We start from the raw sequence: 13,225 nt of genomic DNA, 5'->3' as shown, positions 1-13,225 counted from the left end.
ATGACGCCACCCCCCGATCTGCTGGCCCAGGCCTTTGCCCGCCACGGAACGACGCGCTGCGCAATCATGGCCACCACGTTCCGGTCGGGCAGCACCTGGATCGGGCGGATCATGGATCGGCACGGGTTGACCGGGATGAAGCACGAGCGGCTGCGCGCGGTCCCGGTGCATGGCGACGTCGCGCCGATGATCGATACCATGCTGGCGCAAACGCCAGGCGCGGTATTTGCCAGCCGCCTGATGTGGCCGCAACGCAACCGCCTGGCGCACCGGCTGGATCTTGGTCGTGCCGACAGCGCCCGGTTTGCGGCACAGTTTCCCGACGCAGATTGGCTGTGGCTGCGCCGCCGCGATGTCTTTGCACAAGGGGTCAGCCATTGGCGCGCGCGCGCCAGCGGCCGTTGGCATGTCCAATCGGCCGACCGGATCACCGAACCTGCGCCCCGCTATGATTTTGCGGCGATCGACGCCTGCGTGCGCGAACTCGTGCTGCACGATCGGTTGTGGCAGGATTTCTTTGCCCGGGCCGCCATTGCGCCGTGGGTTGTGTGGTATGAAGACCTGCTGCTTGATGCCGCCCCGATCGCCCGGTTCATGGCCCGGTTTGGCCATCACCTGGTCGAAACCGACAGCGATCTGGCGGTAATGGCCGATGCGCACAGCGCGATGTGCCGCGACCGGTATCTGGCCGACCTGTTCCGCCGCAGCAGGGCTCTGGACGATACGGCGGGTGCTGCTGCGGCATGATCATCTACCTGCACATGCACAAATGCGCCGGCACCAGCGTGATCCGTTCGGCGCAGGCCAGCGGCTTGCGCCTGCCGGCGGTGCATCAGAACGGCAATCTGCTGGATGCTGACGCAAAGCCGCTGAAATACCGCGGCATGCGGCGCCAGGACCTGATCGCACTGTTGCAGCGCCATCGCGATGACGGGGTCCAATTCTTCGCGATGGAATGGGATTTTCCACGCTTTGACATGTTTGACGCACTGCCGGACTTGCGCTTTTTCACGTCCTTGCGCGAACCGGTTGCGCGCGCGATTTCGAATTTCAGGATGGACAAGGTTGCCGGGTGGATCGCGCCCGAAATGCGCTTTGGCGACTATATCAACGGCGATGCACTCTATCGGTCGGACAACTATTATACCAGGATTCTGGGTCAACTCTGGCCCAAAGACACGGCCACGCCTGCCGATCTGGATCATGCCCTGGCGGTGCTGGCAGGCTTCGAAGCGGTGATCGTGGTGGAACAGGGCAATATGGCGCAGGTGTTGCCCCGGTTTGGCATTGCCGCCGAACCGCGCCGGTTCAACCGGTTCGATGCAGAAGCCGCCCGGGCCCGGCTGGGCGATGACTGGCACCTGCGGGTCAGCCAGCGCGAAATCGGCGATTTCATCGCGCGCAATGCGTTCGACTTTGCGCTGTACCGGCATTTCACCCGGATTGTCCGCCGCCAGTGCCACCCGCACCCCAAGGTCGCGGCCAATGGCTAAAGCCGGGTTCCGCCGCCTGCATGTCGCGATTGCCTTGCTGATTGCACAGGTATCGCCAGCGCTGGCGCACGACGCAGGCCCTGCCGGACAGATCACGATGGCGAACGGCGTGCTGTTGCGCGATGGCAGGCCCTGGGCGATGAAGGGGGTAAAGCTGGTGGGCCGCGTAACCCCGCAAAGCGCGCTCGACAACGGCACGGTGGGGCACGCGATCCACGTGGCGCACGGCCGGTTCGGACCGCAATTGCCTGTCCAGATCAAGGCCTTTGGCGCCGACACCGTGTCGATCGAGGTTTCACAATATGGCCTCGACCCCGGCCATCCGGTCCACGATCCGGGCTATGGCGCGCAAGTGGTCGACGCGATCCGCATGTTCCGCGCGGCCGGGCTGACCGTGATAATCTGCATGCAGTGGGAACGCGCGGCGGGCGTCAGGGGCGACGCCGGCGTGCCCGGCCAGACCACCGGCAATGCGTGGGCCGCGTTGCTGCCGATGCTGTCCAAAGACGATGCCGGTCTGATCCTGGATCTGTTCAACGAACCCGCCGGCATGCCCGGCCCCGCCACCTTTGCCACGTGGCAGGCCGCGCACAATGCGCTGGTTGCGCACGTGCGGCACGCCGGTTTCCATCGCCAGATCGTGGTGGTCAGCGGGCTACGCGGGGCCGAATGGCTGGACGGCACCCCGCCGATCACCGATCCCGACCATCGCGTGGTGTTCGGCATTCATCCGCAACTGTCGGTCAGCCAGTTTCATTTCGACAGCGCGGCGGGGTGGGATGCGGCATTCGGCAATTTCTGCCTGCAACACGCCTGCCTTGCCACCGAATGGACCCTGGCCCGCCGCCCCGATGAACCGCTGCGCACCGGTTGCGGCGGCAATGCACCGGAACTGGCAAAGACCCTGCTGAATTATCTGTGGCAACGCCGCATGGGCGTGGTCGGATGGTCGTTCGATTTCCCCGGCACGCTGTTTCAGGCCGATGCCCCCCAGACCGCGACCACGTTTGCCACCTGGGCCGGCACGTGCGAGGCCAGCCAGCAACCTTATGGCAACGGCCAGTTGCTGACCGACTGGTTCCACACGCACCGCTGAATGCCAAGCGTTGCACGGCGCAGACGAAGTTGGCGAAAACGTGCCCCCGCCGCCTAGCGACCGCAATCTGGCGCTGCGGGCAGGCCCGTTCCATCGTCCGGCGCTGGCGGGGCCTGTTCGACAACGCGGCGCCGAAAATCATATCCCGCGCTGCCCGATCGCAGCTGGTTGTGCCGGTGCAGCAGCCCGCCAAGCGTATCGGCAAGCGCGGTGCTGTCAGTCGACTGCGCCACCAGTGCGCGCAAGACGTGCTCGGCCAGATGGTCGCGTTCAATCGCCTGCGCGCACAACGCAGGCGCAGCGGGGCGATGCGACGTGGCGCCACGGGGCTGATGCGACAGGTGCTCAAGCTGTGCGCGGATCTGGGAATCATCGGCAAATGCGCCTTGGCGCAGGATCAGCCAGGGCAGCACTTCTTCGCGCAGTTCAAGCACGGTTGCGAGTTCATGGATCATTGCGGTTTCTGGCTGGCGCGCGAGCACCAGCGCGATCACATCGTTCAGCCATTGCGGATCGATCGTCATGCCTTGCCCGCATGCGTGGCCAGGACGTGCGCAACAAAGGCCTCGATCCCCTGCGCCATCGCCTCGGTGCTATAGCGTGCGGCCCATGCGGCGCGGGCCTGGTCCGCGCGCAGCGCCAGTTCTTCGCGATCGACGTTCAGCCACACCAGTTCGGCGGCAATCTGCTGCACCACGTCGGGGCCTTGGGCAAAGATGCGTCCGCCATGATCGTCGCGAACCACGTCCGGCAAAGCCCCGGCATCAAGCGTCAGCACCGGCAGGCCCGCCGCTATCGCCTCGATCGCGACCAGCCCGAACGATTCAAACCGGCTGGGCATAAGCGCAACATCCGCCCCGACATAGGCATCGTCCAGGCAATCGCGCTGCACCACCCCTGCAAAATGGATGCGCGGATGATGCAGGATCGCGCTCGCACCCAGCCGGTTGATCAGCGCACGCGCTGCACCATCCAGTTCGCCGCCCAGGAAAGCCAGTTCGACATTGGGCATGTCGATCACCGCCTGTGCCACCTGCACCGCAATATCAAAGCCTTTGCGCTGTTCGAAGCGGCCGACGAACAGAACGCGCAACGGGGCATGGTCGTGTCGGGCCACGCGGCGCGCCTCTGCTGCGGCTGCGCGCCTGATCCACGGGTCGGGCGTACCGTGCTCCACCACCGTGGCGCGCGGGGCAAGATCAATCCCGTGACGATCGGCAATGGCGGCGATGATCGCCCGGCTGTTGGCCAGGCAATGCGGCGCGCGCGCCAAGACGGCGGTTTCGGCGGCGATCATCGGCGCAACCTGGCGATGCGCCAAAAGCGGGCGTTCGGTCCATTCAGGCTTGAACGGCTGGGCCAGAGCATAAGTCGTGTGCAGGCTGACCACCGTGACGAAATCCGGATCATCGAGCAACGGCAGGCCTTCGAGATCCCAGATCGGAAACGACACGCAATCGAGCCCGAACGATTTGAGGAACTGCGCTTCTTGCCAGACCCGGTCTGCCCAGGCCGCCTGCCGCCATGGCAGACCATATCGTTCGACCAGCGCCCCGGTGCGGGCGCTGGCCTCGTCGGGACACAGGCGATGGATCCACAGCCCTTGCTCGAAGGAGATCGTTTCCCGGGCCCCGTCGATTGCCTCGGTCAGGATGTGCACTTTGTGCCCGCGCGCGCACAGGCCCTGCGCCACCAGCTGCGTCCAGCGCGCGATGCCATTGTCGTTGTGCGGCGGCCAACCCCGGCTGATCAGCGCGATGCGCCGGCCCGATGCCACCGCAAAGGGCTGAAACCGGCGCGGCGGGCGCTGGGCGACTTGCGCCAGATCGCCGACCGTCTTGTGTCCTGCAGCCATTGCCAGGCGCTGCCCGTCGCGCAGGCCGTGCAACAGATCCTGATCGAGCGCGTGGCGATGCCGGGCATCGATCGTGCCGCTGGCCGCAAATTGCGCGTTCACGTCCAGCAATTCGCGGCGATAGCTGTCGAGCGCTTCGCCCGCCCCGGCCAGATTGCCCGGCGAACCGTGCCGCGTGATGAAATAGCCCTTTGACACGGCCGAAGGGTACAGCGTGCGCGCAACGCATTCGCCCGAGCGAATGTGGCTGGGGGCAAACTGGTGCCAGACCAGCGCATGCGGCTCGTAATGCACCTGCCAACCGGCATCGACCAGCCGCAGGCACACATCGGTTTCATCCAGCAGATAGGCATATGTGTGATCAAACCCGCCAATGCCGCGCAAAGCCTGCGCCCGGAACGAGGCATTGGTGCCAAGCAGGCTGGGGAAAAAGGCGCTGCCCGGCCGGTTCAGCGGCCGTTCGTCGAACAGATCGGTCACCGGGTGCGCATTGCCATAGCGATCGCAGACGACTTTGCGCACCTGCCAATGCGTCCCGGTGTTGTCGATGGTAAAGCCGCCCACCGCCCCCACCGCCGGATCGCGATAGGCTGCGGTCAGGCGGCGCAGCCATTGCGGATGGGGCACGGCGTCATCGTCGATAAACGCAATGATTTCGCCCGCAGCCGCGGCAATGCCGATATTGCGCGACACCGACAGATTGGCATGATCGCAGCGCAGCGCCTTGATCGATTTGCCCCAGCGCGCGATGACCGCAGCGCTGGTGTCGGTTGACGGGCCGTTGACCACGATCACCTCGAACATCGGATAATCCAGCCCCGCCAGCCCCCGCAAGGCATCGTCGAGCCAGGCCCCCCGGTTATAGGTGTTGACGACGATCGATACCGCCGGATGCGTATCAGCCATGATCGGCCTGCACGATGTCGAGCAAGTCGCGGTTGTTGCGTGCGAATTCGGGCATCTGCAGCATCTGCATCAGGACCGCGCGATTGTCGGGCATATGCCGCAACAGATCGAGCATCCACGCCTCGTCAGACAGGCCGCGCACCCGGGTCAACGCCCCCAGCAGGCGCAGATCATGCACCGTGGGCGGGGCCAGCATCGGCGCAACATCCAGATCGGGCGTGGCACACCGGACGAAATCCGACCCGTTGGCGCGCGCAACATAGGCCAGATGCGGGTCAACCATGTCGGGCACCGCGCCAAGCGCCACCGCGCTGCGGTACCATATTTCGGCAAGCAAATGAGATCCCTGCTCTTTCGCCATGTGGGCATATTGAATGCAATAGCCCCAGTGCAGCGGCCAGAGTTGCAGCGCCATGCCGTATTCCTGCAGCGCCTCGGGCCAGTGGCCCGCATCGCGCGCGGCATCGGCGCGGGCGATCGCGCCAAGAAAGCGATCGTCAGACCGCGCCCGGTCCATCGTCCTGGCGATCTGTCCTGCGCGCGTCACCGATGGCTGCCAGGCCATGTCAAAGCGCGACGGTGGCGCGATGAATGGCGCCACGGCGGTTGCAGCCGGCACAACCTCGGCCAGGCGGGCCAGGGTTTGCGCGTCGACATAGGGATCTTCTGCGCCCACGATGCTGATCACTTCGTCCGTTTGCCCAGTCATCGGTTGAAATGTCGTCGGGTGAAATGCTGTCGGGTGAAATGTCATCGGGTGAAATGTCATCGGGTGAAATTCCACTTGCCACCTGCCTGCCGTGTTGCGCGCTGCCGCGCCGCGCATCCGCTATGCCGCGATCCCTAAGCAAGGGCGGGCAGATTGGTAGCGCACCATGCTCCGTTTCCGAGCGATTGCGTCTTTTGCGGCACGCCTTGCGGCCTATGAGCGGATGGCGATGGAACACCCCGCCCTTCTGCTCGATGTCAGCCGGCTGGTCTGGCGCCGGTGGGCAGGCCGCCTGCCCACCGGGATCGATCGGGTATGCCTGGCCTATTGCCATCGGTTTGCCGATCGCGCGCGCGCCGTCGTGCAATGGCGCGGGGCGGTGCGCGTGATACCGGCGCGGCAATCGCGGCGGCTGTTCGACCTGTTGCTGGCGCAGGGTCCGGGATTTCGCGCTGCGTTTGCCGCAACGCTGCCCGCCACCGTGGCCGGCCGCGCAAGCCGTGCCGATTGCCGCGGGCAGGTCTATTGCAATATTGGCCATACCGGGCTCGATCATCCGGCGCTGCCCCGCTGGATCGCGGCAAATGCGTTGCGCGCGGTGTTTCTGGTGCACGACCTGATCCCGATCACCCATCCGCAGTTCTGCCGCCCGGGCGAGGCGGAGCGGCATGATCTGCGCATGCGCCATGCCCTGGCCTGTGCCAGCGGCATCATCGTCAATTCGGCAGCGACGCGCCACGAACTGGCGCACTATGCGGCAAAGCGCCAGATGCCCCTGCCGCCGGTGCTGTCCGCCTGGCTGGGCAGCCCCGAATTGCCGGCCGGGATTGCCCCGGCGCGGATCGATCGACCGTGGTTCGTGACGGTCGGCACAATCGAGGGGCGCAAAAACCACGTCTGCCTGCTGCAGGTGTGGCAGCGCCTGGTGCAGATCATGGGCCCCGCCACGCCGCTGCTGGTGATTGTCGGGCAACGCGGGTGGGAAGCAGAACTGGCCCAGGCCATGATCGACCGCGATCCGGCCATCGCCGCGCATGTGATCGAACTGGGCCGCGCCGACGACGCGCAACTGGCCGCGCTGATTGCCGGCGCGCGCGCGCTGCTGATGCCTTCGTTTGCCGAAGGGTTCGGCCTGCCGGTGATCGAGGCGCTGCAGCTGGCAACCCCGGTGATTGCGAGCGACCTGCCGGTGTTCCGCGAGATTGCCGGATCGATCCCGCTGCTGATCGATCCCACCGACGGCCCGGGCTGGCTGGCCGCGGTGCAGGCCTTCATCACCGACGGGCCCGCGCGCCGGCACCAGATGGCAGCGATGACGCATTATCGCGCGCCGTGCTGGCCCGGTCATTTTGCGCAAGTCGAGGCCTGGCTGACGCGCGAGCAGCTGTGGTGAACGCTCGCAAACGCGCGCTCGTCATCGGATTTCGCCGATGGCGTGCATGGAACCTGGGCCCGATCCTGCGCGCCGCGGCAGATCCGGTGGTGTTTGTCCGCGATGTCGCAGCGGCCCGCGCGATGAACCCCGGACCCGGTGACGCGATCATGGTGTGGGGCGCCGCGCGGCCAGCGGGGCTGGACGACCTGATCGCGCAGACCGGGGCGCGGCTGGTGCGGATCGAAGACGGGTTCATCCGCTCGGTCGGGCTGGGGTCGGATCTGATTGCGCCGCGTTCACTGGTGTTCGACCCGTGCGGCATCCATTTCGATGCCACGTGCCCATCGCGGCTGGAAACGCTGCTGGCGACCCATGCGTTCGACGCCGCGCTGTGCGCCCGCGCCACCGCGTTGCGCGCCGAAATCGTGGTCCACGGATTGACCAAGTACAATATCGAGGACCCTGCCCCCCCGTCATGGGACAGCCGGGGCCGGCCCGTGGTGCTGGTGCCCGGGCAAGTCGAAAGCGATGCCTCGATCGCCTGGGGCGGCGGCACCGTGCGCACCAATCGCGCGCTGCTGCACTCTGCGCGCACGGCACGGCCCGATGCCTTTATCGTCTACAAACCGCATCCCGACGTGCTGAGCGGCAATCGGCACGGCCATGCCGCGCGCGATGCGCGGGGCCTGGCCGATCATGTCGAACGCCGCGCCTCGATCATCGCGTGCCTGGCGGGCGCCGATGCCGTCCACACAATGACGTCGCTCGCCGGGTTCGATGCGCTGCTGCGCGGGGTGGCGGTGGTGACGTATGGCGCGCCGTTCTATGCCGGATGGGGGCTGACCCGCGATTGTGCGGCCGATCATCCGGCCTGGGCACGGCGCGGGCGGCGCCTGACGCTTGATCAGTTGTGCGCGGGCGCACTGCTGCTGTACCCGTATTACTGGGACCCGCAGGCGCAGCGACCGGTCAGCGCCGAACAGGCGATCGCGGCAATTGCGTCCGAACGCGATCGTTTGCGCGCCAGCGCCGATCCCGACCGGCTGACCCGCGGTTTCTGGCTGCGGCAGGTGCGCAAGGGGCGGGTGCTGGCACGTGCCTTCATCGGCCGCGGCCTGCGGATCAATCCGGATTGACGCCAGTCCTGCGCCTGCCACCCTGTCGATGCCACGGCGGGCTTGATAAGCCGCAGTGCCGCTTTTGCGTTGGCAGATGGGCACATGGGCAAGGACGGTGGGGTGATCAAGGGCGGGATCGAGGCTTTTGCAGGGCGCCGCGTCCTGCTGCTGCAAGGTCCGGTGGGTCCGTTCTTCGCCCGTTTGGCGCGCGATCTGGAACGCGCCGGGGCGCACGTGTTTCGCATTGATTTCAACGGCGGCGACTGGCTGTTCCGCCCGCGCAACACGGCCTGCCGCACGGTCACCTGGCGCGGAACAATGCATGCCTGGCCCGACTGGCTGGCACGCCACATGGCCGATCTGGACATCGATCTGGTGTTCCTGTTCGGCGATTGTCGCCCGATCCACGCCGCCGCGCATGCCGTGGCCACGCGCATGGGGATCGAAGTCGGCGTGTTCGAAGAGGGCTATCTGCGGCCAGATTTCGTGACGCTGGAACGCCACGGGGTCAATGGCAACAGCCTGCGCCTGCGCACCGCGCGCGATGATCGCATCGCGCCAATGCGCGCCAGGCCGGTGCAGCCGGTGCCGCGTTCGTTCTGGCCGATGGTGCTGTGGGGGTTTCTCTATTTTGCCGCCGCAAGTCTGTCGCGGCCGTGGTTTGCCCATTACCGCCACCACCGCCCGCTGGGGTTTGCCGAGGCGATCCCGTGGCTGCGTTCGCCTTTGCGCAAGGCGTGGTATGGCCTGGCCGAACGCACCATGGCACCACGGTTGACCGGCGCCTGGTCGGGGCGATTTTTCCTGGTGCCCTTGCAGGTGCACAACGATGCGCAAGTGCATGCCCACGCCGATCTGGGCGGGGTACCAGGGTTCATTGCCCTGACCGTCGCCAGCTTTGCGCGCACCGCACCAGCCGACACCATGCTGGTGTTCAAACATCACCCGATGGATCGCGGATATCGTGACTATACCCGTCTGATCCGCCGCGCGGCGCGCGGGGCCGGGTGCGCACGGCGCGTGATCTATATCCACGATCAGCATATGCCCACGATCCTGCCGCATTGCCGGGGCACGGTGGTGATCAACAGCACCACCGGGCTGGCGGCCATAGGCTGTGGCCGCCCGACCATCACGCTGGGGGATGCGCTGTATGACCTGCCCGGATTGACGTTTCAGGGACCGCTCGACCGGTTCTGGACGCAGGCTGAAAACCATCCGCCCGACCGCGAAGCCTTTGACCGGTTTCGTTGCGACCTGATCGCCGAAACACAGATCAACGGCAATTTCTATCGCCGGCTTGATCGGCGTGGTTCGGCCACCGGGTTGATCTGGACCAGTGCCGAGACACCCGTGCAAAGTGCCGGCCAGGTGGTGCCGTTTCGCGTCAAAGGCTCCAATAGCGCAGACCCGCCGGCAAAGACGTCGGAACGAGCGACGCCTTCACATCGATGATCGCGCCGCCCGGCGCAACCATCGCCGCAATCGCCGCCTGGCCCAGCGCGGCATAGGCGCCGTGGCTGACCGCACAGATCACCGCATCAAGGTCGCAAAAGGCGTCAAGCGGGCTGAGCGCGATGCCGAATTCCTGCGCCGCTGCGGCGGGTTCGGCCAGCGGATCGTGCACCAGCGGCTCGACCCCGAATTCGCGCAGTTCGCGCACGATGTCGTAAACCTTGGAATTGCGGATGTCGGGCACGTTTTCCTTGAACGTCAGGCCCAGAATGCCCACCCGCGCATCGCGCAAGGCGCGGCCGCCCGCCGCCACCAGCTTGACCGTGCGCTGCGCGACATAGCCGCCCATGCCATCGTTGATCCGCCGTCCGGCCAGGATCACTTGCGGATGGTATCCCAATTGTTCGGCCTTTGCGGTCAGGTAATAGGGATCGACCCCGATACAATGCCCGCCGACCAGACCCGGATAAAACCGCAGGAAATTCCACTTGGTGCCGGCCGCCGCCAGCACTTCGCGCGTGGAAATGCCAACCAGATCGCAGATTTTCGAAATCTCGTTCATCAGCGCGATATTGATGTCGCGCTGGGTGTTTTCGATCACTTTGGCCGCCTCTGCCACCTTGATCGAAGATGCGTGGTGGATGCCCGCGATGACCACCGAACCATACAACGCGGCCAGTGTGTCCAGCGTGGCCCGGTCCTGCCCGGCCACCACCTTGACGATCTTTTCGAAGGGATGGTCCTTGTCGCCCGGATTGATCCGTTCGGGGCTGTAGCCCAGTTTGAAATCCACCCCGCTGACCAGACCCGACGCGCGCTCGATGGCGGGCGCGCAGACTTCTTCGGTGGCGCCGGGATAGACAGTGGATTCAAATACCACGATCGCGCCCGGACGGATAACCCGTCCGACAGTGGCGCAAGCCGCCTCCAGCGCGCCGAAATCGGGCCGATGTCCGTCGTCAACCGGCGTCGGCACCGTAACGATGATGATCGGGCAATGCGCCAGGTCAGCCGGATCTTCGGTAAGGTCCAGCCGCGCTGCGGCCAGGTCTTCAGCGCTGACTTCGCCGGTGAAATCGTGGCCCGCGCGCAAAGTGGCAATGCGATGGGCGCCGATGTCAAACCCGGTAACCTGGTATTGGCGGGCAAACGCCACTGCCAGCGGCAGCCCGACATAGCCAAGACCGACAACCCCGATCCGCGCGACAGGTTTCATGATGATCCGGGCAATCCGCTGAACTGGCAGGCAGGCGCGCGATTGCGCCGACCGGCCGATTCTAGCAGCGATCCCCTTATCGGCGGTAAACGCCAGACCGTTTTGCGGTCAGGGCTTGGTCGCCTCGGCCACCCCCAGCATCGATTGCATGATCTGTTCGGAAATCGATTGAACCGCGCCGGGGCTGTGCGACAGGAACAGGGTGTTGGTCTTGTCGTTTTCGCCGATCGATTTCAGCGTGTCGAAGTATTGCGTAACCAGCACCAGTTGCATCACGTCCTGCGCCGTCGCCTCGCCCATGACCTTTTGAAAGCCTTCGATCGAACTCGACAGGCCTTCGATAATCGCGCGGCGCTGGTTGGCGATGCCGTGGCCTTGCAGCGCCTTGCTTTCGGCCTCGGCCTCGGCCTTTTTGACCACCAGAATCTTCTCCGCCTCGCCCCGCGCGTTGGCCGCGACCTGTTCACGCTGCGCCGCGTTGATGTCGTTCATCGCCGCCTTGACTTTGGCATCGGGCACGATGTCGGTGACCAGCACGTTGACGATTTCAAAGCCGAACCCCGACATGTCGACATCCAGTTCCTGCTTCACCGCCGCCGCGATGCTCGACTGGCTGGCAAACACTTCGTCCAGCGTCATCCCGGGCACATGGCCCAGCACGACCTGTTCGACATAGGCCTTGATCTGCGCCACCGGGTCCGAAAGGCTGTAATAGGCTTCGTAGATCTTTTCGGGCCGCACCCGGGTCTGCACCGAGATAGGAATGGTGACAAAGACGTTGTCATGCGTCTTGGTTTCCATGGTCAGCGCGATCTGGTTGACGCGCAGGCTGATCCGGCCGTCGATGCGGTCGATCAGGGGCATTTTCCAGCCGAGACCCGGTGGCGCGCTGCGCTGAAACTGGCCAAACCGGGTGATGATCGCGGCTTCTGCGGTTTTCACCGTGTAAAAACTGCTCAACGCTGCAACCAGGCCGAAAAACAGGATCATCGATCCAAACGTCGTCAACACGATATCCATGTTCGTTCCCCACCAAACCGCCAACCTGCCGGTTACGCCATCGCGGTGTCGTGAATAAGTCAGACCTGGCGATTGTCCAAGCGATTGCCGATTGGCGCCAGGCACGAACTTCGGGCATGAACGGCAGACAGGTCACCGGGGAGATGGGCGCATGAACCGCCATGACGATGGCAGTGCGGGCGATGCCGATTATGGCATGATCGGTGCAGTCTACAATCGCTATCGCCAGCCCGAACCGCGCATTGGCGCGATGATTACAACCGCGCTTGGCGACGCACGCACCGTGCTCAATGTCGGCGCCGGAACCGGGTCGTACGAACCGCGCGACCGCGTGGTGACCGCGGTCGAGCCATCGGCCTCGATGCGCGCGCGCCGCGCGCCGGACCTGCCCCCGGCGATCGACGCGGTGGCCGAAGCGCTGCCATTTGCCGATCGCACGTTCGATGCCGCCATGACCACGTTTTCGGTGCACCAGTGGCCCGATCTGGAACGCGGCCTGACCGAAATGCGCCGTGTCGCGCGCGGCCCCGTGGTGGTGATGACAGCAGACCCGCTGGTGGTCGAGGCGTTCTGGCTGAACGAGTATGCCCCGCAAGTGCTGGCGGTCGAGGCGCGTCGTTATCCCGCAATGGACCGCATTGCCGCCGCGCTGGGTGGCACGGTCGACGTGATCGATGTGCCGATCCCGCTCGATTGCCGCGATGGATTTCAGGAGGCCTATTATGGCCGGCCCGAAATGTTTCTCGATCCCGCCGCACGCCGCGCCTGTTCGGCGTGGAGCTTTGTCGATGCCACGGTGGTACAGCGGCTCGACCGGGTGCTGTCAGCGGATCTGGCGTCGGGCGAATGGGACCGGTGCCATGGGTGGCTGCGCCGGCAACCGGAGTTTGCCGGGTCGCTGCGGATCGTCGTCGGCACGCCTGCGCCGGGCAAGCCCTGATCTGCTGAGGGTTCACCTTCTGCGTCCCTTGGGCTAAGCGCC

12 protein-coding genes are annotated in these 13,225 nt (G+C 65.5%); 7 read left to right on the top strand and 5 right to left on the bottom strand.

From position 1 onward, the window contains the following. The 3 genes from G404_RS19740 to G404_RS0103775 are packed head-to-tail and all read left to right on the top strand — an operon-like array spanning position 1 to position 2,589. Positions 1-747: a Stf0 family sulfotransferase gene (locus G404_RS19740; RefSeq protein WP_084600992.1), complete on the top strand. Its 747-nt coding sequence runs from the start codon at positions 1-3 to the stop codon at positions 745-747. Continuing rightward, on the top strand, positions 744-1,493 hold the full coding sequence (locus G404_RS20595) for a hypothetical protein (protein WP_028639912.1): 750 nt from the start codon (positions 744-746) through the stop codon (positions 1,491-1,493). The genes G404_RS19740 and G404_RS20595 overlap by 4 nt, the downstream gene beginning before the upstream one ends. After that, on the top strand, positions 1,486-2,589 hold the full coding sequence (locus G404_RS0103775; protein WP_169719679.1) for a cellulase family glycosylhydrolase: 1,104 nt from the start codon (positions 1,486-1,488) through the stop codon (positions 2,587-2,589). The genes G404_RS20595 and G404_RS0103775 overlap by 8 nt, the downstream gene beginning before the upstream one ends. Before the next feature lie 53 nt (positions 2,590-2,642). Here the strand turns inward: G404_RS0103775 and G404_RS0103770 are convergent, their stop codons facing one another. Genes G404_RS0103770 through G404_RS0103760 form a run of 3 tightly spaced genes read right to left on the bottom strand, consistent with a single transcriptional unit; the run spans position 2,643 to position 6,059 of the window. Next, positions 2,643-3,113 carry a hypothetical protein gene (locus tag G404_RS0103770; RefSeq protein WP_028639910.1) on the bottom strand — a complete coding sequence of 157 codons (471 nt, stop codon included), beginning with the start codon at positions 3,111-3,113 and terminating at the stop codon, positions 2,643-2,645. Continuing rightward, positions 3,110-5,350: a glycosyltransferase gene (locus G404_RS19735; RefSeq protein WP_051280112.1), complete on the bottom strand. Its 2,241-nt coding sequence runs from the start codon at positions 5,348-5,350 to the stop codon at positions 3,110-3,112. Before G404_RS19735 ends, G404_RS0103770 begins: the two co-directional genes overlap by 4 nt. Further along, complete coding sequence (locus G404_RS0103760) at positions 5,343-6,059, bottom strand: hypothetical protein (protein ID WP_156906180.1); 717 nt, start codon at positions 6,057-6,059, stop codon at positions 5,343-5,345. The genes G404_RS19735 and G404_RS0103760 overlap by 8 nt, the downstream gene beginning before the upstream one ends. Positions 6,060-6,288: 229 nt before the next feature. Here G404_RS0103760 and G404_RS0103755 point away from each other — a divergent pair, with 229 nt between their 5' ends. The 3 genes from G404_RS0103755 to G404_RS17930 all read left to right on the top strand — a co-directional run bounded on the left by G404_RS0103755 (position 6,289) and on the right by G404_RS17930 (position 10,007). Further along, positions 6,289-7,452 carry a glycosyltransferase family 4 protein gene (locus G404_RS0103755; RefSeq protein ID WP_028639908.1) on the top strand — a complete coding sequence of 388 codons (1,164 nt, stop codon included), beginning with the start codon at positions 6,289-6,291 and terminating at the stop codon, positions 7,450-7,452. After that, a complete protein-coding gene (locus G404_RS17935) occupies positions 7,449-8,570 on the top strand; it encodes a capsular polysaccharide export protein, LipB/KpsS family (RefSeq protein ID WP_211230724.1) in 1,122 nt (373 codons plus the stop codon). The genes G404_RS0103755 and G404_RS17935 overlap by 4 nt, the downstream gene beginning before the upstream one ends. Before the next feature lie 84 nt (positions 8,571-8,654). Continuing rightward, complete coding sequence (locus G404_RS17930; RefSeq protein WP_051280108.1) at positions 8,655-10,007, top strand: capsule biosynthesis protein; 1,353 nt, start codon at positions 8,655-8,657, stop codon at positions 10,005-10,007. Here G404_RS17930 and G404_RS0103740 read toward each other — a convergent pair. Further along, on the bottom strand, positions 9,940-11,223 hold the full coding sequence (locus tag G404_RS0103740; protein WP_036520241.1) for a nucleotide sugar dehydrogenase: 1,284 nt from the start codon (positions 11,221-11,223) through the stop codon (positions 9,940-9,942). The two genes, G404_RS17930 and G404_RS0103740, sit on opposite strands and share 68 nt — an antisense overlap. Before the next feature lie 108 nt (positions 11,224-11,331). Then, positions 11,332-12,243: an SPFH domain-containing protein gene (locus G404_RS0103735; protein WP_028639906.1), complete on the bottom strand. Its 912-nt coding sequence runs from the start codon at positions 12,241-12,243 to the stop codon at positions 11,332-11,334. 151 nt (positions 12,244-12,394) lie between these two features. Here G404_RS0103735 and G404_RS0103730 point away from each other — a divergent pair, with 151 nt between their 5' ends. Then, complete coding sequence (locus G404_RS0103730; protein ID WP_028639905.1) at positions 12,395-13,183, top strand: class I SAM-dependent methyltransferase; 789 nt, start codon at positions 12,395-12,397, stop codon at positions 13,181-13,183. Positions 13,184-13,225 lie beyond the last annotated feature (42 nt).

The sequence above is a fragment of the Novosphingobium acidiphilum DSM 19966 genome, from assembly GCF_000429005.1.
In the GTDB taxonomy this organism is placed as follows: domain Bacteria; phylum Pseudomonadota; class Alphaproteobacteria; order Sphingomonadales; family Sphingomonadaceae; genus Novosphingobium; species Novosphingobium acidiphilum.
Note: the sequence above shows the minus strand (reverse complement) of the source record. Positions and strands in the feature narration are given on the sequence as shown.